General features: G+C 70.2%; 24 protein-coding genes. 13 read left to right on the top strand and 11 right to left on the bottom strand.

Going from position 1 to position 23,763, the window contains the following annotated elements:
• Position 1 precedes the first annotated feature (1 nt).
• The 4 genes from ACH4S9_RS10680 (at position 2) to ACH4S9_RS10665 (ending at position 3,804) form a co-directional block, all read left to right on the top strand.
• The gene (locus ACH4S9_RS10680) at positions 2-1,063 is read left to right on the top strand and encodes an ABC transporter ATP-binding protein (RefSeq protein WP_311727613.1); all 1,062 of its coding nucleotides are present in this window, start codon (positions 2-4) and stop codon (positions 1,061-1,063) included.
• 11 nt (positions 1,064-1,074) lie between these two features.
• Positions 1,075-2,214, top strand: a complete 1,140-nt coding sequence (locus ACH4S9_RS10675; RefSeq protein WP_385345417.1) for an ABC transporter ATP-binding protein — start codon at positions 1,075-1,077, stop codon at positions 2,212-2,214.
• 314 nt (positions 2,215-2,528) lie between these two features.
• The gene (locus ACH4S9_RS10670) at positions 2,529-3,374 is read left to right on the top strand and encodes a hypothetical protein (RefSeq protein ID WP_398371142.1); all 846 of its coding nucleotides are present in this window, start codon (positions 2,529-2,531) and stop codon (positions 3,372-3,374) included.
• 40 nt (positions 3,375-3,414) lie between these two features.
• Positions 3,415-3,804 carry a signal peptidase I gene (locus ACH4S9_RS10665; protein WP_358844520.1) on the top strand — a complete coding sequence of 130 codons (390 nt, stop codon included), beginning with the start codon at positions 3,415-3,417 and terminating at the stop codon, positions 3,802-3,804.
• Between the two features lie 3 nt (positions 3,805-3,807).
• On the opposite strand, the gene ACH4S9_RS10660 is transcribed toward ACH4S9_RS10665, so the two are convergent.
• Positions 3,808-4,968, bottom strand: a complete 1,161-nt coding sequence (locus ACH4S9_RS10660) for an ROK family protein (RefSeq protein ID WP_385345423.1) — start codon at positions 4,966-4,968, stop codon at positions 3,808-3,810.
• Between the two features lie 167 nt (positions 4,969-5,135).
• On the opposite strand from ACH4S9_RS10660, the gene ACH4S9_RS10655 reads away from it, so the two are divergent.
• From ACH4S9_RS10655 to ACH4S9_RS10640, 4 genes are read left to right on the top strand one after another with little or no spacing between them, the layout of a single operon-like run.
• The gene (locus tag ACH4S9_RS10655) at positions 5,136-6,092 is read left to right on the top strand and encodes a carbohydrate ABC transporter permease (RefSeq protein WP_398371139.1); all 957 of its coding nucleotides are present in this window, start codon (positions 5,136-5,138) and stop codon (positions 6,090-6,092) included.
• A 19-nt stretch (positions 6,093-6,111) separates the two neighbouring features.
• Positions 6,112-7,029: a carbohydrate ABC transporter permease gene (locus ACH4S9_RS10650; protein WP_311727605.1), complete on the top strand. Its 918-nt coding sequence runs from the start codon at positions 6,112-6,114 to the stop codon at positions 7,027-7,029.
• A 10-nt stretch (positions 7,030-7,039) separates the two neighbouring features.
• Positions 7,040-8,383 carry an ABC transporter substrate-binding protein gene (locus tag ACH4S9_RS10645; protein WP_398371136.1) on the top strand — a complete coding sequence of 448 codons (1,344 nt, stop codon included), beginning with the start codon at positions 7,040-7,042 and terminating at the stop codon, positions 8,381-8,383.
• A gap of 41 nt (positions 8,384-8,424) precedes the next feature.
• Positions 8,425-9,627 carry a Gfo/Idh/MocA family protein gene (locus ACH4S9_RS10640; RefSeq protein WP_385345428.1) on the top strand — a complete coding sequence of 401 codons (1,203 nt, stop codon included), beginning with the start codon at positions 8,425-8,427 and terminating at the stop codon, positions 9,625-9,627.
• A 14-nt stretch (positions 9,628-9,641) separates the two neighbouring features.
• Here ACH4S9_RS10640 and ACH4S9_RS10635 read toward each other — a convergent pair whose 3' ends face one another.
• The 7 genes from ACH4S9_RS10635 to ACH4S9_RS10605 all read right to left on the bottom strand — a co-directional run bounded on the left by ACH4S9_RS10635 (position 9,642) and on the right by ACH4S9_RS10605 (position 17,161).
• Positions 9,642-10,424, bottom strand: coding sequence for a GNAT family N-acetyltransferase (locus tag ACH4S9_RS10635; protein WP_311727602.1), 783 nt, complete (start codon positions 10,422-10,424; stop codon positions 9,642-9,644).
• Between the two features lie 45 nt (positions 10,425-10,469).
• Positions 10,470-11,531: an ABC transporter ATP-binding protein gene (locus ACH4S9_RS10630; protein WP_398371133.1), complete on the bottom strand. Its 1,062-nt coding sequence runs from the start codon at positions 11,529-11,531 to the stop codon at positions 10,470-10,472.
• Positions 11,503-12,561, bottom strand: a complete 1,059-nt coding sequence (locus ACH4S9_RS10625) for an ABC transporter ATP-binding protein (RefSeq protein WP_398371131.1) — start codon at positions 12,559-12,561, stop codon at positions 11,503-11,505. Before ACH4S9_RS10625 ends, ACH4S9_RS10630 begins: the two co-directional genes overlap by 29 nt.
• A gap of 1 nt (position 12,562) precedes the next feature.
• Positions 12,563-13,570 carry an ABC transporter permease gene (locus tag ACH4S9_RS10620; RefSeq protein WP_311727598.1) on the bottom strand — a complete coding sequence of 336 codons (1,008 nt, stop codon included), beginning with the start codon at positions 13,568-13,570 and terminating at the stop codon, positions 12,563-12,565.
• The gene (locus ACH4S9_RS10615) at positions 13,563-14,486 is read right to left on the bottom strand and encodes an ABC transporter permease (RefSeq protein ID WP_385345437.1); all 924 of its coding nucleotides are present in this window, start codon (positions 14,484-14,486) and stop codon (positions 13,563-13,565) included. The genes ACH4S9_RS10620 and ACH4S9_RS10615 overlap by 8 nt, the downstream gene beginning before the upstream one ends.
• A 3-nt stretch (positions 14,487-14,489) precedes the next feature.
• On the bottom strand, positions 14,490-16,154 hold the full coding sequence (locus tag ACH4S9_RS10610) for an ABC transporter substrate-binding protein (protein WP_398371128.1): 1,665 nt from the start codon (positions 16,152-16,154) through the stop codon (positions 14,490-14,492).
• Positions 16,155-16,270: 116 nt separating this feature from the next.
• Positions 16,271-17,161, bottom strand: coding sequence for an AraC family transcriptional regulator (locus ACH4S9_RS10605; protein ID WP_398371126.1), 891 nt, complete (start codon positions 17,159-17,161; stop codon positions 16,271-16,273).
• A 91-nt stretch (positions 17,162-17,252) separates the two neighbouring features.
• Between ACH4S9_RS10605 and ACH4S9_RS10600 the strand changes: the two genes are divergently transcribed.
• Positions 17,253-18,086: an NAD(P)H-binding protein gene (locus tag ACH4S9_RS10600; RefSeq protein WP_311727594.1), complete on the top strand. Its 834-nt coding sequence runs from the start codon at positions 17,253-17,255 to the stop codon at positions 18,084-18,086.
• A gap of 87 nt (positions 18,087-18,173) precedes the next feature.
• Entirely contained in the window at positions 18,174-19,325 is a 1,152-nt protein-coding gene (locus ACH4S9_RS10595; protein WP_398371124.1) for an epoxide hydrolase family protein, read from the top strand.
• Between the two features lie 177 nt (positions 19,326-19,502).
• On the opposite strand, the gene ACH4S9_RS10590 is transcribed toward ACH4S9_RS10595, so the two are convergent.
• Positions 19,503-20,516: an NAD(P)-dependent alcohol dehydrogenase gene (locus tag ACH4S9_RS10590; protein WP_398371122.1), complete on the bottom strand. Its 1,014-nt coding sequence runs from the start codon at positions 20,514-20,516 to the stop codon at positions 19,503-19,505.
• A gap of 120 nt (positions 20,517-20,636) precedes the next feature.
• Between ACH4S9_RS10590 and ACH4S9_RS10585 the strand changes: the two genes are divergently transcribed.
• Together ACH4S9_RS10585 and ACH4S9_RS10580 are read left to right on the top strand one after the other, a co-directional pair.
• On the top strand, positions 20,637-21,455 hold the full coding sequence (locus tag ACH4S9_RS10585; protein ID WP_398371121.1) for a helix-turn-helix domain-containing protein: 819 nt from the start codon (positions 20,637-20,639) through the stop codon (positions 21,453-21,455).
• Positions 21,456-21,511: 56 nt separating this feature from the next.
• Positions 21,512-21,793, top strand: a complete 282-nt coding sequence (locus ACH4S9_RS10580; protein WP_398371120.1) for a hypothetical protein — start codon at positions 21,512-21,514, stop codon at positions 21,791-21,793.
• A gap of 13 nt (positions 21,794-21,806) precedes the next feature.
• Here the strand turns inward: ACH4S9_RS10580 and ACH4S9_RS10575 are convergent, their stop codons facing one another.
• On the bottom strand, positions 21,807-22,004 hold the full coding sequence (locus tag ACH4S9_RS10575; RefSeq protein ID WP_311727590.1) for a DUF397 domain-containing protein: 198 nt from the start codon (positions 22,002-22,004) through the stop codon (positions 21,807-21,809).
• A gap of 11 nt (positions 22,005-22,015) precedes the next feature.
• A complete protein-coding gene (locus ACH4S9_RS10570; protein ID WP_398371118.1) occupies positions 22,016-22,906 on the bottom strand; it encodes a helix-turn-helix domain-containing protein in 891 nt (296 codons plus the stop codon).
• Positions 22,907-23,399: 493 nt separating this feature from the next.
• Here ACH4S9_RS10570 and ACH4S9_RS10565 point away from each other — a divergent pair, with 493 nt between their 5' ends.
• Complete coding sequence (locus ACH4S9_RS10565; RefSeq protein ID WP_398371116.1) at positions 23,400-23,717, top strand: hypothetical protein; 318 nt, start codon at positions 23,400-23,402, stop codon at positions 23,715-23,717.
• Positions 23,718-23,763 lie beyond the last annotated feature (46 nt).

Below are 23,763 nucleotides of genomic sequence, written 5' to 3'. Positions count from 1 at the left end.
CGTGACCACCCTGACCAAGTCCGAGGCCACCCCGGCCCCCGCCGCGGGCGACGCCTTCCTGTCCGTGCGCGACCTGTATGTGCGCTTCTCCACCGAGGACGGCGTCGTCAAGGCCGTGGACGGCCTCTCCTTCGACCTCGAGCGCGGTCGCACCCTCGGCATCGTCGGCGAGTCCGGCTCCGGCAAGTCCGTCACCAACCTCGCCGTCCTCGGTCTGCACGACCCGCGCAACACCGAGATCCGCGGCGAGATCGTGCTCGACGGCCAGGAGCTGACCCGGGCGCCCGAGCGCGCGCTGGAGAAGCTGCGCGGCCACAAGATGGCGATGATATTCCAGGACTCGCTCACCGCCCTCTCGCCCTATTACACGATCGGCCGCCAGATCGCCGAGCCCTACCGGAAGCACACCGGGGCCTCCAAGCGCGAGGCGTGGGACCGCGCCATCGAGATGCTCGAGAAGGTCGGCATCCCCAACGCCAAGCTGCGCGTGCGCGACTATCCGCACCAGTTCTCCGGCGGTATGCGGCAGCGCGCGATGATTGCCATGGCCCTGGTCTGCGACCCCGATCTGCTCATCGCCGACGAGCCGACCACCGCTCTGGACGTCACCGTCCAGGCCCAGATCCTCGACCTGCTCAAGGATCTTCAGCAGGAGTTCGGCTCCGCGATCATCCTCATCACCCATGACCTGGGCGTGGTCGCCAACACCGCCGACGACCTGCTGGTGATGTACGCCGGCCGGGCCGTGGAGCGGGGCACGGTCCGCGAGGTGCTCCGCTCCCCCGGGCATCCGTACACCTGGGGGCTGCTGGGCTCCATGCCCCGTCTGAACTCCGCCGTCGACGAGCCGCTCAGCCCCATCCCCGGCGCCCCGCCCAGCCTCCTCGCCCCGCCGCCCGGCTGCCCCTTCCACCCGCGCTGCGCCTACACCGAGGAGGTCGGCGGCGACCGGTGCGCCACCGAGCGCCCCTCGCTCCCGGACGGGCGGGGCGCGGCCTGCCATCTGGCCGCCGAGCGCAAACAGACCATCTTCATCGAGCAGATCAAGCCCCGGCTGGCTTAGGAGTCACGGACATGAGCAGCAACGCGTCGCCCGCGTCCGGGGAACCCCTCCTCGTCGCCGAGAAGCTGACCAAACACTTCCCGATCATGGGTGGCTTCCCCTTCAAGCGGAAGGTGGGCGCCGTCCAGGCGGTGGACGGCATCGACCTGACCGTGCGCGCGGGCGAAAGCTTCGGCCTGGTCGGCGAGTCCGGCTGTGGCAAGTCCACCACCGGCCGGCTGCTGACCCGGCTCGTGGAGCCCACCGCCGGGACCATCACCTACCAGGGCCAGGACATCACCCACGCGGACCGAAAACAGCTCGCTCCGATCCGCTCCGAGATCCAGATGATCTTCCAGGACCCGTACTCCTCGCTGAACCCCCGGCAGACGGTGGGCGCGATCATCTCCGGGCCGATGGAGATCAACGGCATCAGGCCGCCGGGCGGCCGCGAGGCCCGGGTGCGCGAGCTGCTGGAGATCGTCGGGCTGAGCCCCGAGCACTACAACCGCTTCCCCCACGAGTTCTCCGGCGGCCAGCGCCAGCGCATCGGCGTCGCCCGCGCGCTCGCCCTCGAACCCAAGCTCATCGTCGCCGACGAACCGGTGTCAGCTCTCGACGTCTCCATCCAGGCCCAGGTCGTCAACCTCCTCCAGGAGCTCCGCCGCGAGCTGGGCATCGCCTTCCTCTTCATCGCCCACGACCTGGCCGTGGTGCGCCACTTCTCGCAGCGCGTCGCGGTCATGTACCTCGGCAAGATCGTCGAGGTCGGCGACCGCGACTCCATCTACCTCCGCCCCCGCCACCCCTACACCCACGCTCTGCTGTCCGCGGTCCCCGAGGCCGTTCTGCTGGCCGAGGACGAGGGCGAGGACGACGGCGAGGCCGACGGCTCCGGGGCGAGCGCCACCTCCCGCCGCGAGCGCATCCGTCTCGCCGGCGACGTCCCTTCCCCCATCGACCCGCCCTCCGGCTGTCGCTTCCGCACCCGCTGCTGGAAGGCCCAGGACAAGTGCGCCCGCGAAGAGCCCCCGCTGATCCGCCTCGAAGGCAACCGCGAGGGCCATCTGTCCGCCTGCCACTTCCCCGAGGACCCGACCACCGAGGCCCGCGAGCAGGACGTCATCCTCGACCCGGCCCTGATAGCGGCGGAGGACATCCACAAGGACTGAGCGCACCGATGCCTGATCGACGGCGCTTGGCGCGGCTGGTGAAGTACCAGATCGTGATCGACCAAATCGACCGAACGACCGACAGGGTGATGTCCTTGCGTAAAAGTACCCAAACCGGCGGAGCGTCTGCCGTAAGCCGTCGCACGCTCTTCCGAACCGGAACAGGGTTAGCAGCCGCCGCAGCGAGCGGCGGCCTTTCCTTATTCGCGGCTGAATCGGCGTCCGCGACCGTCCCGACATCGCAGCGCTTCGTATTCGAGGGGGCCGGCGGCGATCCCGTTGTGCGGGCCACGCTTCACCAGCCTTACTGGGCGATGCAGTCCTTCGCCTTCGACCACGTCCACGGGCACATCTACTTCGTACAGACCAAGGTCGGGAGCACGAACGGCGACCTCTGGATGACCAGGACCGACCTGAGCGGCAAGGTGCTGGGTGCCATGGCGCTCCACGGGTTCGACCACGGTTCGTCGATGGGGATCCAGCCGGACACGTCCGGCTCTCCGTATGTGTGGCTCGCGGGCGACTGGCGGAGCCTGTCCCCCGATACGGCCGCCAACAGCCACACGATCTGCCGCATCAAATACAGCGACGGGGGCGAGCTCGACTACGCCGAGGACGCAGGGGTCTGGAAATTCCCGATCGGCCTCTCCGATTTCCGGGACTGTCCGAGACCGTCGATCGATCCCTACACCAACCGGCTGCTCGTCCGGTACATGGGGACGACGAGCCCGTGGCGCCTCGCGCTGTTCGACCTCCCCGCCGTCATCAACAAGGGCATCAGCGACAGCACTCCCATCCTTGCCAAGCGCGCCCTCCCGACCAACGCGCAACTCGGTCTCTCCGACTCCGACCTCTTCCAGGGCGTGACCTCGTACGGCCAGTACGCGTACCTCTCCTACGGCGGTGCGCCCGCGACCCCCTCGGACCCGGCCGAGCCGTCCTACCTGGTCCGTCTCGACATGAACAAGACCGGGGGTTCGTTCGAGGAGGTGTACCGGACGAGAGCGGGCGAGTCGCTGCCCGGTCGCGAACCCCAGGGAATGGCGATCTGGCGATCGTCGGGCGGCCCGCGCCTCGCGTTCGGCTTCTCCAGCAAGATCAGTGGCAGTCCTGACCAGTTCCGGGCGACCGTCTTCTACAAGAGCGACCTCGCCGGGTAGGTCGCCCGAACCGTAAGCCTGGCTGGTAGCGTCCGAGCGCGTGAACGACAGCGTGTACGTGGGCAACGCGGGCAAGGACGCCCCGCTGGACCGGGGATGGATCCTCGGCCACTTCAAGGACGCCGGCGATCCTCGCCACAGCGACGCCGTGGAGATCAAGTGGGGCATCCACCCGCCGGGTGACGAGCGGGCCCAATGGGTGCGGGGCGAGGAACGCACGGCTCTGCTGGTCCTCATCAGCGGCCGCTTCCGCGTCGAGCTGCCCGGCCGCAGCGTGCTCCTGGAGCAGCAGGGCGACTACGTCGTGTGGGGCCACGGCGTCGACCACTCCTGGTTGGCGGAGGAGGAGTCGGTGGTGCTGACGGTCCGCTGGCCGTCCGTGCCCGGCTACGCGGTGGACGCGTCGGACACGGCGGAGCCGCGCGGCTGACCGTCAGACCTCAGCCGACCCCAGGACCAGCACCTGGATGGCCAGAACCGCGGCGCCACGGGCCCAGTCATGGAAGTCGGAGACCTTGGTTTCCAGGTTGACCGGGTCGGCCTGGGGGTGGCGGCCCGCGAGGATGGCGTCCTCCACCGCCGGGCCGGCCACATCGACCAGGCTCACCCCCTCACCTGCCAGCAGGATCTTCTGCGGCATCGCGAAGTTGGCGATCTGGGCCACGAGCGTGCCCAGGGCCCGGGCGGCCTCGTCCACGACACGGGCCGCCATGGGCTCGCCCTCGGCGGCGAGGGCGAGGATCTCCTCGTAGGTCATCTCACGGCCCGTCGCGGCCTGGAGTTGGTAGCGGATGCTGGGGATGGTGAGCAGGGAGATGGCGCTGCCCCGATCGCCATAGGGGGTGAGCGGTCCGTAGGGGTTGACGATCCACCGCCGGCCCACGCCCGCACCGTCCTCCGAGGAGGCCACCCGCCTGCCGCCGACGACCAGCCCGTAGCCAAGACCCGCCCCGATGGTGAGCACCGCGAACCGCTCCAGGCCCCGCCCCGCGCCGAACCAGGTCTCGGCCTCCACCAGCGCCGCCACGTCGTTCTCGACGACCACCGGCAGTCCGGTGCGCTTCTCGACCAGTTCGGCCAGCGGCACATCCGCCCAGTCGAGGAAGGGCGAATCGACGACGGCGGAGCGGTCCCGGACGCTGCCTCCGACGCCGATGCCGATCCCCGCCAGGCGGGGAAACGCACGAGCCGGCTCGTCCGTCATCTCATGCAGCAGGTCGGCCACCTCGGCGGGGTCGTGTGTGGTCAGCGGCCGTTCGTAACGGGCCACGACCTCGCTGCGCAGGGTGGTGACGACCCCGTACACCCGGTCCCCGGTGATCTTGAACCCGAGGAAGTAGCGGGACTCGGGGATCACGTCCAAGGGCTGTGAGGGCCGCCCCTGCCGTACCTCCGCGAGCGTCGTGTCCTCGGCCGACTCGATCAGCAGACCCGACTCGATCAGCGGCTTGGTCAGCCGGGTGAGGCTGCCCGCCGAGAGGTTCAGCCGGCGGGCGATCTCGCTGCGTGACAGCGGGCCGTGCACCAGCACCTCGATCGCCACCGCGCGCTCACCGGGACTCAGCGGTGGCCAACTCGCCGCACGTGTCGTCATGAAGGTCGGACCCCCACAAGATTTTTTTCACCAAGGAAGTAATGGCGTCACTCTACGCCGAAGGATCCGGGCACAGAACAAGTTTGCACGGCTCTTGACGCGTGGATTCTTTTGCATCAAAAGTAAGTGCCCTCAACCTGAGGACGCCGCAGACGAGGGAGTCTCCGATGACCGTCGCCTCCAGCAGCCCTCCTTCGCGTCTGCCGTTGCGCGGCGCCGACGGAGTCACACCGAAACTCAAAGCCCGCAAGGCCCGGGAGCGCGGAGACGGAGCCCTCGCGGCCCTCTTCATCGCCCCCGCCCTGCTGGGCTTTCTGGTCTTCCTGCTCTGGCCGACGCTGCGGGGCATCTATCTGAGCTTCACCCGCTTCAACCTGCTCACCCCGGCCGAGTGGGTCGGCCTGGACAACTACGTGCGCATGGTCCACGACCCGATCTTCTGGGACTCGCTCAAGGTCACCGTCGAGTACGTGGTCATCAACATCGGCGTCCAGACGGTGTCTGCGCTGGTGATCGCGGTGCTGCTCCAGCGGCTGACGCAGTCGGCGGTGCTGCGCGGCATCGTGCTGGCCCCGTACCTCATGTCGAACGTGGTCGCGGGCATCGTCTGGCTGTGGATGCTCGACAACCAGCTCGGCATCGGCAACGAGATCCTCCAGAGCCTCGGCTTCGACCGCATTCCCTTCCTCGCCGACGAGACCTGGGCGATCCCCACCATCGCCCTGATCAACGTCTGGCGGCACGTCGGCTACACCGCGCTCCTGCTCTTCGCCGGCCTCCAGGCGATCCCGAACGACATGTACGAGGCGGCCAGGGTCGACGGCGCGAGCGAATGGCGGATGTTCTGGCGGATCACCATGCCGCTGCTGCGGCCGGTCCTCGCGGTCGTCCTGATCATGACGGTGATCGGTTCGTTCCAGGTGTTCGACACGGTTGCCGTGACAACCGCGGGCGGTCCGGCGAACGCGACCAACGTCCTCCAGTACTACATCTACGGCTCTGCCTTCGGCCGCTTCCAGTTCGGCTACGCCTCGGCGATGTCCGTCGCCCTGTTGGTCGTCCTCAGCGCGATCACCGTCATCCAGTACCGGGTCACCCGGGCCGGCCAATCCGACCTCGGCTGACGGAAGGGAGAGATCCGACATGGCTGCCGTGGCAACGACCACCACCGTACGGCGCGTCCGGCGCAGGCCCTCCCTCGGGCGGGCCCTGGCCTGGACGGTGATGGCCGCGATCGTGCTCATCACCCTGCTGCCCTTTTACTGGATCCTGCGCACCGCGCTGTCCGCCAACAGCGCGCTCGTCGCCCACCCCGGCGACCCGCTGCCCGTGGACCTCACCGGCGGCGGCTTCGCACGCGCCCTGGGCCTCCAGTCCACGCAGGAGGCGATCGCCCAGGGCGGCTCGGGCGGCGGGCTGGCGTTCTGGCGCTATCTGCTGAACTCGGTGATCGTCTCGACGCTGATCACCGTCTGCCAGATCTTCTTCTCGTCCATGGCCGCGTACGCCTTCGCACGCCTGCGATGGCGGGGCCGGGACAAGGTGTTCGGCCTCTTCCTGGCCGGGCTGATGGTGCCCGCGATCTTCACCCTGCTGCCGAACTTCGTGCTCATCAAGCAACTCGGGCTGGTGGACACGCTGCTCGGGATCGCACTGCCGACCATGTTCATGACCCCGTTCGCGGTGTTCTTCCTGCGGCAGTTCTTCATGAACGTGCCCCGCGAGGTCGAGGAGGCCGCGCTGCTCGACGGCGCCGGCAAGGTCCGCGTCTTCTTCCGGGTGCTGCTGCCCATGGCGTCCACCCCGGTCCTCACCCTGGCCGTGCTGACGTACATCACCTCCTGGAACGACTACTTCTGGCCGTTGATGGTGTCCTACAGCGACAGCTCCCGGGTGCTCACCGTGGCGCTGGCCATTTTCCGCGCGCAGACGCCGCAGACCGGCACCGACTGGTCCGGTCTGATGGCGGCGACGCTCATCGCCGCGCTCCCGATGCTGGTGCTCTTCGGCCTGTTCGCGCGCCGCATCGTCAGCTCCATCAGCTTCACCGGGATCAAGTAAGGGGACCGTGATGCGAATTCGTAAGGTGGTGGCGCTGGCCGGGGCGCTGACGCTGTCCCTGCTGACAGGCTGCGCGAAGGGCGACTCGGCCGGGTCGTCCGGGAACACGGTGACGTACTGGCTGTGGGACGCCAACCAGTTGCCCGCCTACCAGGCCTGTGCCAAGGACTTCGAGAAGCAGAACCCGGGCCTCCGTATCAAGATCACCCAGATGGGCTGGGACGACTACTGGACCAAGCTCACCGCGAGCTTCATCGCGGGCACACAGCCTGACGTGTTCACCGACCACATCCAGAAGTTCGGGCAGTTCGCCGACCTCGACGTGCTTCAGCCGCTGGACGACCTCGGCATCGACGAGGCCGACTACCAGCCGGGGCTGGCGTCCAGCTGGGTCGGCCAGGACGGCCACCGCTACGGATCCCCGAAGGACTGGGACACCGTCGCCCTGTTCTACAACCAGAAGATGGCCCAAGCGGCCGGGCTGACCCCCGAAGAGCTGAACAGCCTCTCCTGGAACCCGAAGGACGGCGGCACCTTCGAGAAGGCCATCGCCCACCTCACCATCGACAGGAACGGCAGGCGCGGCGACGAACCGGGCTTCGACAAGCGCCACGTCAAGGTGTACGGCCTGGCCACCGGAGGGGCGGGCGACGGCGACGGGCAGACCCAGTGGAGCAACTTCGCCGCCTCCGCCGGATGGTCCTACACCGACAAGAAGCGGTGGGGCACGAAGTACCAGTACGACAGCAAAACCTTCCAGTCGGTCATCACGTGGTACTTCGGGCTGGCGAAGAAGGGCTATCTCGCCCCGTTCACCGACTACAGCCAGGGCGCGAACCCCGCCAACGCCCAGGTGGCCTCGGGCAGGGCGGCGACCGCCTTCGACGGCGCCTGGATGATCTCCACGTACTACGGCTTCAAGGGCGTGAAGATCGGCACCGCCTTCACCCCCACCGGTCCCACCGGCAAGCGGGCGACGATGATGAACGGCCTCGCCGACTCGATCACCAAGAACGCCCGCAACAAGCGGGGCGCCGAGAAATGGGTGAAGTACCTGTCCTCGAACGAGTGCCAGAAGACGGTCGGCGGGTACGGCATCGTCTTCCCCGCCACTCCCGACGGCACGAACGCCGCGGTCGCCGCCTACAAGAAGAAGGGCATCGACGTCACCGCCTTCACCAGGGCGGTCGCCGACAAGAAGGACTCCACCACCTTCTCCTTCCCGATCACCGACTACGCGGCGGACGTGTACGCGCTGATACGCCCCGCCATGCAGGACGTCTACGCCAACGACGCGCCCGTGAGCGGCCTCGACAAGACCAACGACCAGATCAACTTCATCCTCGGCCAGTGAGGCCCCCGTTGATCCCCGACCACCGAAAGGGCAACCCCCACATGACTTTCTCGCTCGGCATCGTCGGCGCCGGCCAGTTCTCCGGCCAGTTCGCCACGCTGTTCCAGGCCCATCCCGGCGTCAGCGACATCTACGTCACCGATCTGCTGCCCGAACGCGCGGAACAGCTCGCCGCCGCACAGGGGCTGACGGGCACCTTCCCCTCGTACGAGGCGATGCTGGAGTCGGAGGCGGTCGACGCGGTCGCCATCTTCACCCAGCGCTGGACGCACGGTCCGCTGGTGCTCCAGGGCCTGAACGCGGGCAAGCACGTCTACTCCGCCGTCCCCATGGCGATCAGCACCGAGGAGATAGCGGCGATCATCGAGGCCGTACGGGCCACCGGGCTGACATACATGATGGGTGAGACCAGCCAGTACAACCCGGCGACCGTCCATGCCCGCGATCAGATCGCCGAGGGCGCCTTCGGCCGGCTCTTCTACGCGGAGGGCGACTACGTCCACGACATGGATCTCGGCTTCTACGAGGCCTACCAGTACAGCGGCGGCGAGAACTGGAAGGCGACCGCCAGCTATCCCCCGCTGCTCTACCCGACGCACTCCGTCGGCGGGGTGCTCGGCGCCTGGCAGACGCATGCGGTGAGCGTGTCCGCGATCGGGGTGAAGGACGACCGCGGGGACGGCGTGTTCGACCGGGAGATCAGCCAGTTCGGCAACGACTTCTCCAATGCCACCGCGCTGTTCGAGGTGGCGGGCGGCGGGTCGTTCCGTACGAACGAGTTCCGGCGAGTCGGCTATCCCTCGCACATACGGGAATCACGATTCCGGTTCTTCGGTACGGAGGCCAGCATGGAGCAGCTCGCCACCGTCAGCTTCTGGCAGGACAAGGAGGGGGTGAAGGACATCACCGAGCTGCTGGAGCCCAAGCCCACGCTGGCGCCCGACGATCCGTCGCTCGAGCACATCGCCCCGGCCCTGCGGGCCGCCTTCACCTCGGGTTCCGCGCCGGTGCACGACCGGTCGCGGCTGCCGAGGGCGTTCGACCATCTGCACAACGGCCATGAGGGCAGCCATCACTTCCTGGTGGACGACTTCGTGACCGCGGTCAACACCCGCACACTGCCGTCCGTGAACGCCTGGGTCGCGGCCCGCTACACCCTGCCGGGCATCGTCGCGCACCAGTCCGCGCTCCAGGGCGGCGTCAGGCTGGATATCCCGGACTTCGGGGACGCGCCCGAGGCGTAGTCGGTCCGCACGGCTCACGGCGTGGCGGCCCGGTGGCGGGTGAAGACATGCGCGCGGCCCACCACCGTGAAGCCACGCCGGGCGTACCAGTGGCGCGGCCAGTCGTCGGCGTCCGCGATCAGGAAGCGGAGGGTGCAGCCCGCGGCGGCGGAGCGGTGGAGGGCGTCGGCCAGGAGGGTGTCCGCGTGGCCGCGGCGGGCGTGGGGGGCGGCGGTGACCAGGTCCTCGACCTGGGCGACGCCGTCCGTCGGGGCCAGGTAGAGGTCGGCCCAGGAGGCCAGGTCGCCGCCCGTGGCGTACACGCCGAGGAACTCGACCCGCTCGGCTCCGCGGAGCCGGGCGGCGCGCCGCTCCACGAGTTGGCGGATCGTCTCGTCGTCGGCGTCCGGCATCCAAAGGCGCTGTTGGCGGGCGAGCGCGGGCGCGAGGGCCGGCAGGTCCAGGGACTCGGCGCGGGCCGGGGCCGGGGGCGGAGTGGGGCCCGTGTGAGTCATGACGAGCTCGGTGGCGTGCTCATAGCCGGCCCGGGTGAGATGAGCGGCGCAGGCGGTACCCAAGGCGTCGTCGTGGACGGTGATGAGGCGGTGGGGCAGATCGGCCATGGCCGCCTCGGCGAGGCCGGAGACCTCGGCGGGGGACACGGGCCCGTCGAGGTGGAGTTGGTTGTGTTCGTACGAGCGGGCGTAGCGCTCGTCCAGCACCAGGAAGCCCCCCGGCACCTCCCGCACCTCGGCGGCCTGGCGGCGGGCGAAGGCGAGCCGGAAGGCCGTGGCCCGATGGAGATCGCTCGATGGCATGGGGGGATCGTAGGTGCCCCGGCGCGGGATCAGGAGGGCGGGTCGTCAGCGGCTGGGAGCGGGCAGGCGTTCCCCGGCGAAGTGGCAGGCCGAGGGGTGTGCGGCCGGGCCGCCCGAACGCTGGAAGGCCGTGGGCACCGCGAGGCGGGGCACCTCCACCGCGCAGCGGTCCTCGGCCTTCCAGCAGCGGGTGCGGAAGCGGCAGCCGGAGGGCGGGTCGGCCGGGGAGGGGACGTCTCCGGCCAGGATGATCCGCTCCCGGCCCTCGCGCGAGGTCGGGTCGGGGACCGGGACCGCGGACAGCAGGGCCTGGGTGTACGGGTGGGTCGGGTGGTCGTAGATCTCGGTGTCGGTACCGGTCTCGGCGAAGCGGCCCAGATACATCACCGCGACCCGGTCGGAGATATGGCGGACGACGGACAGGTCATGGGCGATGAAGAGATAGGAGAGGGCGAACTCCTCCTGGAGCCGCGCCAGCAGATTGACGACCTGCGCCTGCACCGACACATCCAGCGCCGAGACCGGCTCGTCGCAGATGATGATCTCCGGGTTGAGGGCCAGACCGCGCGCGATCCCGATGCGCTGGCGCTGACCGCCGGAGAACTGGTGCGGATAGCGGTTGATGTACTCCGGGTTCAGACCCACGACATCGAGCAGCTCCTGGACCTTGCGGCGCCGGTCGCCCTTCGGGGCCACCTCCGGGTGGATCTCGAACGGCTCCCCGATGATGTCGCCCACCGTCATCCGCGGATTCAGCGAGGTGTACGGATCCTGGAACACCATCTGGATATTGCGCCGTACGGCCTTCAACGCCCGTCCCGACAGCCTGGCGACGTCCTCGCCCCGGTAGCGGATCTCCCCCGCGGTCGGCCGCTCCAGATTGACCAGCAGCCTGGCGAGGGTGGACTTGCCGCAGCCGGACTCGCCGACGACGCCGAGCGTCTCGCCGCGCCGCAGCTCGAAGGAGACGCCGTCGACGGCCTTGACCGCGCCGACCTGGCGCCTGAAGACGACGCCCTGGGTGAGCGGGTAGAGCTTGGCCAGGTCACGGACGCGCAGGAGCGGCTCGGCGGCGGGCTCAGGGGGCTGCGATGGCGTCGCGGGCATCGAGCTCGTCCTTCCAGAAGTGGCAGGCGCTGGCCCGGCCCACGGGCCCGTCCCCGTACGTCACCTCGTACAGCGGCGGCCGTTCGGTGCGGCAGACGTCCTGGGCGCGGGGGCAGCGCGGGGTGAAGGGGCAGCCGGGCGGGAGGTCCGCCGGGCCGGGCGGCAGGCCCTTGATCGCGTACAGCTCGCGACCCCCGTGAGCGCCCCCGCGGGCGTCCAGGCGCGGCACCGAGTCCAGCAGCCCGCGCGTGTACGGGTGGGCGGGGCGCCGGTAGAGGTCGCGTACGGGCGCGGTCTCGACGATCCGGCCCGCGTACATCACGGCGATCGTGTCGGCGGCGTCGGCGACCACGCCCAGGTCATGGGTGATCAGGATCAGACCCATGTCGTACTCGCGGCGCAACTCCGCGAGCAGCTCCATGACCTGGGCCTGGACGGTCACGTCCAGCGCCGTCGTGGGCTCGTCGGCGATGATCAGATCCGGCTCCAGCGCCAGCGCCATGGCGATCATGATGCGCTGGCGCATACCGCCGGAGAACTGGTGCGGATAGTCCCCCACCCGCTCCTTCGCCGCCGGGATCCGCACCCGGTCCATCAGTTCGACGGCCCTGGCGCGCGCGGCGCGGCGCGACAGGCCCTGGTGGACCTCGTACATCTCGGCGAGCTGGGCGCCCACCGACAGCACCGGGTTCAGCGCGGAGAGCGCGTCCTGGAAGATCATCGCCATCCGGGCGCCACGCACCCGGCGGCGCTCCTCCTCCCCCATCGCCAGCAGGTCCCGCCCCTGGAAGAAGATCTTCCCGCCGGTCACCAGGGCGGGCGGGGAGTCCAGGATGCCCATGATCGCCTGGGCGGTCACCGACTTGCCCGACCCCGACTCGCCCAGCACCGCCAGCGTCCGGCCCGCGTCCACGCCCAGCGTCACCCCGCCCACGGCCTCGGTGACGCCGTCCCGGGTGCGGAACTCGACCCGCAGGTCCCGTACGTCCAGCAGCCGCGGCACGGCGGGCGGTTCTTCGACGCGGCTCATCTCAGCGCAGCTTCGGGTCGAGCGCGTCGCGCACCGCGTCGCCGAGCATGATGAACGCCAGCACCGTGACGCTCAGCGCTCCGGCGGGCCACAGCAGCATGTGCGGGGCGTTGCGGATCTGGGTGGAGGCGGACGAGATGTCGATCCCCCAGGAGACGGTCGGCGGCTTGAGCCCCACGCCCAGGAAGGACAGGGTCGCCTCCAGCGCGATGTACGTGCCGAGCGCGATGGTGGCGACGACGATCACGGGCGCCACGGCGTTGGGCGCGATGTGCCGCAGCAGCGTCCGGGCGTCGCTCGCGCCGAGCGCCCGCGCCGCCTGGACGTAGTCCTGCCGGGTGGCGGTCAGGACGGTGCCGCGCGCGATCCGGGAGATCTGTGGCCACCCCAGCAGCACGATGAAGCCGACCACCGGCCACACCGACCCGCTGGTGACCACGGACAGGAAGACCAGGCCGCCCAGCAGGATCGGGATGCCGAAGAACACGTCGGCGATCCGCGACAGCAGGGCGTCCCACCAGCCGCCGTAGTACCCGGCCAGCCCGCCGAGCACGCTGCCGAGCAGGGCCGCGCCCGCGGTGGCGCAGATGCCGACGGTGATGGAGGCGCGGGCCCCGTAGACGGTGCGGGTGTAGACGTCGCGGCCCTGGAGGTCGTAGCCGAAGGGGTGGCCGGGCGCCGGGCCGTCCTGCGCCTTGGACAGGTCGCCGCGGTACGGATTGCCGTCCGTGATCAGCTGCGGCCAGATCGCGATCAGCACCAGGAAGACGATGACCAGGGCGGAGACCACGAAGACCGGGTTGCGGCGCAGGTCCCGCCAGGCGTCGGACCACAGGCTGTGGGGCGCGGCGGCCCGCCCGCCGTGGCGGCCCCGGCCGCGTCGGCCCGCGGGCACCACGGGGGCCGGGGCGGGGGCGCCCGCCAGGGTCGCGGTGTCGGCCCCGGCCAGGGCCGGCGCGCCGCCGCCGGGCGGGACGATCGCTTGGGGGGTGTCGTAGGGCTCAGGCATACCGGATCCTCGGGTCGAGCACGGCGTAGAGGAGGTCGACAAGCAGGTTCGCCAGCAGGAAGACGATCACGAGGATGGTCACGAAGCCGACGACCGTCGGGGAGTTCTGGCGCAGGATGCCCTGGTAGAGCTGGTATCCCACGCCGTGGATGTTGAAGATCCGCTCGGTGACGATGGCGCCGCCCATGAGCGCGCCGATGTCGGTGCCGAGGAAGGTCACCACCGGGATCAGGGAGTTCCGCAGCAGATGGCGCACGACCACCCGGCGTCGCGGCAGCCCCTTGGCGACGGCGGTGCGCACATAGTCGGCGCGGGCGTTCTCGACGATGGAGGTGCGGGTGAGCCGCGTGGTGTACGCGAGCGAGACCAGGCCGAGGACGACGCCGGGCAGCAGCAGCTGGTCCAGGGGCGCCTCCGGGGCGACGGAGGGCGTGGTCCAGCCCCACTTCACCCCGATCAGATACTGGAGCACCGAGCCGCTGACGAAGGTCGGGACGGAGACCACGACCAGGGTCAGCAGCAGGACCGAGCTGTCCAGGCCGCGCCCGCGGCCCAGCGCGGTCGCGACGCCGAGGGTGAGCCCGAGGGCCGTCTCGAAGAGGACGGCCACGACGGTGAGCCGGAGGGTGATGGGGAAGGCATCGGCCATCAGCTCGGTGACGGGGCGGCCGTCGAAGGCGGTGCCGAAGTGGCCGGTGAAGACCTGCCCCATGTAGTGCGCGTACTGCCGCCACAGCGGCTCGTCGAGGTAGAGGTCCTTGCGGATGCGGGCGGCGGTGGCGGGGTCGGGGGCCTTGTCGCCGAAGAGCGCGGCGACGGGGTCGCCCAGCGCGTACACCATGAAGAAGATCAGGAAGGTGGTGCCCAGGAACACGGGGATCATCTGGAGCAGCCGCCGGAGCACATGACGGCCCATGGCTCAGCCCACCTCGATCCGGTCGTAGACCGGGACGCTGAACTGGTTGAGGGCCACGTCGGAGAGCCGGGACGAGTAGCCCGCGCTGCCGTTCTGGTACCAGAGCGGGATGGCGGGCATCTGCGCGGCGAGGATCTTCTCGGCGTCCTGGAAGGTGGCGACGGCCCGGCCGTCCGCGGACTCGGCGTTGGCCCGGTCGACGAGTTCGTCGAAGCCGGTGTCGCTCCAGTGGCCGTCGTTGGAGGAGGCGTCGGTGTAGTACATCGGCTGGAGGAAGTTCTGGATCAGCGGGTAGTCCATCTGCCAGCCCGCCCGGAACGGGCCGGTCATCCGCTGGTTCGCCACCTTGTTGCGGTAGTCGGCGAAGGTGCCGACCGGTCGGCCGACGCAGGCCCGGTCGCTGCCCAGCACGGTGTTGACGCTGTTGCAGACGGCGTCGACCCAGTCCTTGTGGGAGCCGGTGTCGGCGTTGTACGTGATGGTCATCCGGCCGCCGGGCAGCCCGCCGCCCGCCTTGATCAGCGCCCTGGCCCGCGCCGGGTCGTAATCGCAGGCGCCGCCGCACAGGCCGGGCCGGTAGCCCCCCTGGCGGCGCAGGACCGGGGAGGTCCAGTCGCTGGCCGGGGTCCGGGTCCCGTGGAAGATCCGGTCGGTGATCTGCGCGCGGTTGATCGCCATGGAGATGCCGCGCCGCAGCTTGGCCGAGCCGGGCCCCCGCCAGCGGCGGTCGTACATCGGGAAGGTGAGGGTCTGGATGATCCCGGCGGGCCGGCTGATGTAGCGGTCGCCGAGGTCGGAGCGGACGAACTTCAGCTGGGCGGCGGGCACATCGTCCACCAGGTCGAGATTGCCCGCCTGGAGATCGGTGTACGCGGTGTTGCTGTCGGTGTAGACGCGCAGCTCGACGCCCTTGTTGCGGGGCCTGTCGGGGCCGGGGTAGCCGTCCCGGGCCCGCAGCTTCATGGCCGAGCCCTTGTCGTACGAGACCACCTCGTACGGGCCGTTGCCGACGGGCTTGCGCAGCCAGGCGGCGTGGTCGTCGAAGAACGCGCGGGGCAGCGGGGCGTAGGCGTTGTAGCCCAGGGTCTTGGGCCAGCTGGAGAACTTCTGGGTGAGCTTGACCGTGAACGTCCGCGCATCCTTGACGCGCAGGCCGGAGAGGGTCTTCGCGGTGGGGTGGCCGGTCGCCGGGTGGACCTTGTCGTAGCCCTGGACGTACTCGAAGAAGTAGGCGTTGCGCTGCTTGTTGTCGAGCAGGGCGCCGTAGTTCCAGGCGTCCACGAAGGACTTGGCGGTGACCTTCTCGCCGTCGCCGAACGTCCAGCCGTCCTTGATGGTGACCGTGAAGTTCCGCTGGTCGCTCGTCAGGATCCGCTCGGCCATGGCGTTCTTCGCCTCGCCGGTGACGGGGTCGTACCGCTTGAGCCCCCGGAAGACCATGTCCAGGACCTTGCCGCCCTGGACGTCATTGGTGTTGGCGGGCTCCAGCGGGTTGGGCGGGTCGCCCCAGGAGGACCGTACGACGCCCTTGGGTGCGTTCCCGCCGCCGCAGCCCGTCGCGGCCAGGGCCAGCACCAGCAGGCCGAGAACCGGCACGGCGGGGCCCACCGGCACGCGGGCGGCCCCCGATCCACGCCGAAGGCGCCGAGCGCGTGTGGCGATGCGCATGGGTGCCTCCCGAGGGCGGATCCGAGTTCCGGCTTAGGCCCATATGGCATCCCATGAGATGACTTTCCGCATCCGGGAGGGGTCCGTCCGTGTTCTCCAGGAGGAGAAGGGCGGTCTCAGCCCTGTGAGCACTCCGCGCCGACGCAGTCGGCGTCCGTACGGCAGGTCCTGCGGTACTCGCTGGGGCTGACCCCGTGGATCCGCTTGAAGGCCGCGCTGAGGCCGAACGCGTCCGCGTATCCCACCTGGCGCGCCACCGCGGCGACCGTCGCGGTGGACCCGGTCAGCAGATCGGCGGCCAAGGCCATCCGCCAGTCGGTCAGATAGGTCAGCGGCGGCTTGCCCACCAGCTTGGCGAACCGGCCGGCCAGCGCCGTACGCGACACCCCCGCCTCGCCGGCCAGGGCCGCGAGCGTCCACGGCCGGTCCGGCGCGGCGTGCATGGCCCGCAGCACGGGGCCGATCACCTCGTCGTCCAACGCCCGGAACCAGCCCGGCGGCACAGCCTCCGGTTGCTCGGACCACTCGCGCAGCGCGCACACCAGCAGCCAGTCGAGCAGCCGGTCCAGCACCACCTGCTGCCCCGGCGGGCAGGCGGCGACCTGCGCGTCCAGGAAGTCGAGCAGCGACGCGCAGCCGTCGTTGCCGGGCATCACCAGCACCGGCGGCAGCACCCCCAGCAGCCGCTGTGACACCTCGGACCGCACCTGGTACGTCCCGACCAGCAGCACCGTGCGACCGGCCGGTCCGGCCGACGAGGGCCGGTCGGAGAGGACGTACGGTCCCGGCCCGCGCACGATCGCGGTGTCACCGACCCGCACCGGCCGCGGTTCCCCGCCCTCTCCGGGACGCTCGGAGGAGATCCATCCCTCGCCCCGCAGCGGCACACACAGCGTCAGGGACGCCGCATCGGTGAACCGCAGGGCCCACGGCGGCGACAGCTCCGTCCGCCGGAAGCCGGCCCCGTCGGCACGGACACCCCGCAGCAGATCGTCGAACGGATCCATGTGCCTCACGATAACCGTCTGGACGATCGCGTATGCCCCGTGTACGACCGGCCATCCCCAGCCCGCGCCCCGGCCGGTTGACTTGCTGACCATGACGACACACGCAAACGAGATCCTGGTCCTGGGCGGGACGGGCAAGACCGGCCGCCGCCTGGTGCACACGCTGCGGGCGGCGGGCGAGCACGTCCGGGCCGCCTCCCGCTCAGGCGAGGTGCGGTTCGACTGGTCCGACCAGGACACCTGGCCGACCGCCCTGGACGGGGCCTCGGCGGTCTATCTCATGGCTCCCGAGGACCCGGCCCTGGCCCAGGTCTTCGTCAAGCGGGCGACCGAGGCGGGCGTCGGCCGCTTCGTGGCGCTGTCCGGCCGCGGGATCGAGCAGGTCTCCGCCGACGCCTTCCAGGGCATGGCCGCCGCGGAGCAGGCCGTGCGCGACTCCGGCGCGCGGTGGACGATCCTCCGCCCGAACAACTTCAGCCAGAACTTCGACGAAGACGTGTGGCACGCCCCGCTGCGGGACGGCCGGCTGGCGCTGCCGATCGGCTCCATGCCGGAGCCGTTCATCGACGCCCAGGACATCGCCGATGTGGCGGCGGCCGTGCTGACCACGGACGGCCATCACGGCCAGGTGTACGACCTCTCGGGGCCCCGGGCGCTCACCTTCGAGGCCGCCGTGGCGACGATCGCCGAGGCGGCGGGCCGTCCCATGCGCTACGTGGAGCTCACGCCGGAGGAGTACCGGGCCGAGCTCCTGGCCGAGGGGTTCCCGGAGGAGGCCGTCAGGGAGCTCGACGCGCTGTTCGCCATCATGCGCGCCGGGCACTTCACCGAGCCCGGCGACGGGGTACGGCGCGTCCTCGGACGCGAACCGATCGATTTCGGCGCCTACGCCGCGCAGGCCGCCGCGGCCGGGGCGTGGGCTTAGCCAAGGGGGCGCACGTGTGCTGACGCGCGCCGGGGGCAGGCCCCTTGAGGACGTCAGCCGTCCTCAAGGGGCCCTACCGTGCGCCCCATGAACGACACCGCGCACGGCGACCACCCCGCCATCCGCCCCTTCCGCATCGCCATCCCCCAGCCCGACCTCGACGACCTGCGCGAGCGCCTGGCCCGTACCCGCTGGCCCGATGAGCTCCCCAGCGTCGGCTGGTCCTACGGCGTGGCGCTCGACTACGTACGCGAGGTGACCGACTACTGGGCCGAGCAGTTCGACTGGCGGGCGCAGGAGGCGCGGCTCAATGCGTTTCCGCAGTTCACCACCGACATCGACGGCCAGCGGGTGCACTTCCTCCATATCCGCTCCCCCGAGCCGACGGCCCTGCCGCTGCTGATCACCCACGGCTGGCCCGGCTCGGTCGCCGAGTTCACGGAGATCATCGGCCCGCTGACCGACCCCCGCGCCCACGGCGGCGACCCCGCCGACGCGTTCCACCTCGTCGTCCCGTCCCTCCCCGGCTTCGGCTTCTCCGGCCCGACCCGCGAACCCGGCTGGGACATCCGCCGCATCGCCACCGCCTGGAGCGAGCTGATGCGGCGCCTGGGCTACGAGCGCTACGGAACGCAGGGCGGCGACTTCGGCTCGCTCATCTCTCCCGAGGTGGCGCGGGTGGCCCCGGCCGAGGTCATCGGCGTGCACGTCAACGCGCTGGTGCCGATCCCCTCGGGCGACACGGTCCAACTGGAGGGGCTCACCCCGGCGGAGGAATCCCGCCTGGCCGGTACCCGCCGCTGGCGCCGCGATCTCTCCGGCTACGCCGCCATCCAGGGCACCCGTCCCCAGACCCTGGCCTACGGCCTCGCCGACTCCCCCTCCGGCCAACTCGCCTGGAACCTCGACTGGTTCGCCGCCCATGGCGACAAGCCGGACGCGCTCGACCGCGACGCCGTGCTGACCAACGTCTCGATCTACTGGTTCACCAACACGGCCGGTTCTGCCGCCCGGCTCTACAAGGAGGCGGCGTCGGTGTGGAGCACTGTCCCGGAGCGGTCCAAGATCCCCACGGGTGTGGCGGTCTTCCACGGCGACGGCGCCATCCGCCGCCTCACCGAGCCGTACCACGCGATCACACACTGGTCGGAGTTCGACGCGGGCGGCCACTTCGCGGCGATGGAGGTGCCGGAGCTGCTGATCGGCGATGTACGGGCGTTCTTCCGCTCGCTGCGCTGACGGCTGTCCTTCCAGGCCCAATGCCAGTGACTTTGCGGTGAGTATGGGACAGCGACGCGCCGACGCCATGGCGTGTCGCTGTCCCATACTCACCGCAACCTCAGGCTTCGGACGCAAAAGTCACCGAGGACGCCGACGCCACGCACCGCAGGGGTAACGCGCCTCCGTCCGCCGGGGTCAGCCGTGGCTGATGACGACCTTCCCGAAGCCGCCGCCCGACTGGACGTACCGGAAGGCGTCCGGTACCTCGTCGAACGGGAACACCCGGTCGATCACCGGACGCACCCGATGCGCCGCGACGGCCCGGTTCAGCTCGGTGAAATGGGCCCGGCTCCCCGTGGCGACCCGCCGCAGCACCGCGCCCGCGCCGAACAGGACCGCGGGGTCGAGGGGCTTGGCCCCCTCGGCCCCGGACAGCCATCGGCCTACGAGCGCCACCTCGCCGCTGACCGCGACGGACTTGAGTGACTGCTCCAGTGGGCCCGACGGATCGACGACGCGATCGGCGCCGTGGTCATCGGTCAGGGCGCGTACGTCCTGCCACCACTGCGGGCTCTCCCGGTAGTTGATCACCTCGTCGGCGCCGAGTTCCCGCAGCCGCTCGGCCTTGGCCGCGCCGGAGGTGGTCACGATCACCCGGGCGCCGGCCAGCTTCGCGAACCGCAGGGTGAACAGGGAGACGGCTCCCGAGCCGAGGGTCAGCACGGTCGAGCCGGGGCGCGGCGCGCCGCCCGTGGTCAGGGCGTTCCAGGCGGTCACCGCTGCCAACGGCAGCGTCGCGGCCTCCTCGTACGACAGATGCTCCGGGATGGGCACGACGCCGTCCTCGCTGAGCACCGCGTACTCGGTCAGCACCCCGTCGATCATGGTGCCGAGCTGTGCGGCGTTGTCGCGCCGGAACGGGCCGTCGAGCCAGCGGGGAAAGACGGCGGCGGCCACCCGGTCGCCCGCCTTCACCCGCCCCACGTCCTCGCCGACGGCCACGACCTCCCCGACTCCCTCGCAGCCGGGCACCACGCCGGGCGTGATCGGCAGCGGATAGTTGTCGGCCAGCACCATCAGATCGCGGAAACCGATCGAGTTCGCGCGCATCCTGACCACGACCTGACCACGCCCCGGCTCGGGCTCGTCCCGGTCCTGGACGGTCAGCCCGGCGAGGCCATGGCCCGGAACAAGGCGGTAGCTCTTCATCAAACGGCCTTTCGCAGTCGCTCAGTGGTTGTGCCGAGCGATCCTGCGAGGCGGCCCGCGATGCGGCAATTCCCTCCAGGGAATCGCCGCATGCCACGACCTCCGGATACAACTACCCGGGTGAACAACACCGTCGAGCAGTCGGGCGTCGGCGCCGAGCTGAGACGCTGGCGCCGGGCGCGCCGGCTCAGCCAGCTCGAACTGGCCGCGCTGGCCGACACCACCCAACGCCACCTGAGCTTCATCGAAAGCGGCCGCTCCCAGCCGGGCCGCGCGATCCTGATCCGGCTCGCCGAGTCGCTCCGCCTGTCCCTGCGGGAGCGCAACGACCTGCTCGGCAGGGCCGGTTACGCCCCGGTGTTCGCCGAGTCGGGCCTGGACGAGACCGCGCTACGGCCGGTCCGTACGGCCCTCGAGCAGATCCTGCACGGTCATCTGCCCTACCCCGCGCTCGTCATCGCCCCGTACGGACGCGTGGTCGCGGCCAACGACGCCGTCGAGGTCTTCACCGAGGACGCGGCCCCCGAACTGCTCGTGCCCCCGGTCAACATGCTGCGGCTCATGCTCCATCCGGACGGCATGGCCCGCCGCGTCCGCAACCTCCCCGAGTGGGGCCGCCACGTCATCGAGAACCTCCGCGCCCGGGCCCGGCGCAGCCCGGACCCCCGCCTCGACGCGTTCACCGACGAGCTGGCCACCTACGTCCCCCAGGCCCCCGTCGGCCCTGACCACCTCGGCTTCTCCGTTCCCATGCGACTGACGTCGGCGGACGGCGAGCTACGCCTCATCACCACGCTGACCTCCTTCGCCACCGCGACGGACATCACGCTCGCCGAACTCCACCTGGAGGCGTTTCTGCCCGCGGACCAGGCCACGGCGGAGCTGCTGCGTATCCGCGGGGAGCGGCACCGGGGTGATCGACGTGCGTCCTCGCCGTGAGCGAGCGAAGAATTGAAACAAAGGCAGTTCAGAATCGATCCGAGAAGGTGACAGTGATGCGGAACTCGATCGTACGCACCCTGGCGACCGGTGCTGCGGCGGCCCTGCTGGCCAGCGGAGCGGCGGTGGCCTCCACGAGTACCGCTTTCGCGACGCCCGCCGCGTCGGTGACACACGCCAAGACGGTCTCCGCCCAGGACACGCCCTCGCCCACGCCTTCGCCCACCATGTCGGGCAAACAGTGTAAGGAGGTCAAGGCGAAGACCAAGACGGTCACCCACAACGGCAAGACCTACAAGATCTGGATCGAGGGCCACAAGGTCTGCTACATGAAGTGACCGCCGCCGGGCACTAGATCATCCGGTCGAACTCCCCCGCCTTCGCGGCCCGCAGAAGCGCACGCAACGCGGCCGGGGTCGTGGCTATGACGACCTCCGGGTCGTCGCTCTCCCGGAGGTGGGGAGTTCCCGTGGGGTCGGCGGCGAGTTCCACGCAGTTGGCGGCGTCCCCGGAGCTGAAGCTGGACTTGCGCCACTGAAGCGTGGACATGCGGACGTCTCCTAGAGCAGGGGATACAGGACGTGCTGGATGAGCCCGAGCGAGTCCTTCACCGTACGGCCCTCGGGTGCGGCTTCGGCGTCGATGGGCGGCAGGGCCAGCTCGCTCAGTTCGGCGAACGACCGCCCGTATTCGGCGAACGATCGACGGTCGTCAAGGTACTGGGTCTTGCCCAGTTGGTCGACCAGCGCCGTCCCCAGTTCCACCGCGTCCGGTTCGATCAGCATGAACGGGTGGCTGAACGCGCTACGACCTTCGTCGTCCAGCGAGATCACCTGGATCATCACATTCGGCAGCCGTGACACCTCGATCAGCCGCAAGAGTTGATCACGCATCACCGCCCGGCCTCCGTACAGCACGCGCAGCGCCGCCTCATGGATGATGGCGTGCAACCGAGGGGGCTGGGCCCCGGTGAGGACATGCTGGCGCCGCATCCGGAACTCGACGGCCGTCTCCCGTACCTCGTTCGCGGCAGGGGAGAAGACACTGCGGTGGACGGCGGTGGCGTACTCGAAGGTCTGGAGCAGCCCTGGGATGAACAGCAGCTCGTAGTTGCGCAGGGTGGCGGCCCCGGCTTCCAGCTCGGCCAGGTCCAAGTGAGTCGCGCCGACAGTACCGCCGTAGTCGCTCCACCACCCCTTACCGGACTCCCGACCCAGCGCCAGCAGGGCGTCAACGGGATAGGTATACATACCCCTCAGCACCTCAGCCAGTTTCTGAAGCCGCTCGGCCGACAGGCTCGTCCGACCCGCCTCGACGTTGCTCAGGTGCGGTTGACGCATTCCCAGCAACTGCGCAGCCTCGCCAACGGTCAGCCCCGCCGCCTCACGCAGCCTGCGCACCTCGATGCCGAACCGGCGCTGCCGATACGTGGGATCGGCCCTGAGCCCCATGCGGATTCCCCTTTCACCTGTGGCGAGTGTTGCGTGGTGCAGGCGGATGCGTCCACTCCGTAACCACCATCCAGCCAACTGGGTTGTATGTATACGCATCGAGTCGCTACCTTACGTATGGCGCCAGTCACAGAAGGCACTCACCCGGAGGCTGCCCCATGCGCACGCCCGAAGAGCCCTGGTCCTACGGCCTGTTCATCCCGCACGACCCCCGAGCCGTGGGCGTCGTCCGGGCCACCATCCGCTGCGTCCTTAAGGCGGCCCGCCTCGACTGCATCGTCGACACCGCCGAACTCCTCGTGTCCGAGCTGGTGACCAACGCGTACCGCAACACCACCACCGACGCGTACGTCAGCATGGACTGGGAGCCCGCGCCGCCCGACTTCCGGGTCACCGTGTGGGACTCCGGCGACGACCTGCCGCAGCCGGTGCCCGCCCGGTGCGACGACAGACTGGATGACCATTGGCCGAAGTCGACACGGCGCTGTCGCCCATGCCTCCGCTCTCGGAGCAGGCCCTGCGGGTCGCTGTTCGCGCTCTGGCGCCCAGCGCGTCCGTCCGGTTCGAGGCCGAACTCCACCATGCCAAGCGGGAGGCGGCGAAGGCTGACAGCACCGTGCCCACCCGCACCTTCCTGCACCGCTGGGACGTGTTCGTGGCGCTGCGACGCCACCCCTACCGTGCTCGGCGGCTCCAGGAGCTGGAGCGCGCCGTCGGGCAGGCGGACGGGATCGAGGACGCCCGCCGGGCCTCGGCCGAGATCGGGAGGCTGCTGGACGCGGCCCGCCGTGAGGTGAGCGGCGGGGCCTGAACGACCGCGAGGGCCGCTCGGACCGTCGGTACGGTCCGGGCGGCCC

This window comes from Streptomyces sp. NPDC021225 (assembly GCF_044332865.1).
In the GTDB taxonomy this organism is placed as follows: domain Bacteria; phylum Actinomycetota; class Actinomycetes; order Streptomycetales; family Streptomycetaceae; genus Streptomyces.
Note: the sequence above shows the minus strand (reverse complement) of the source record. Positions and strands in the feature narration are given on the sequence as shown.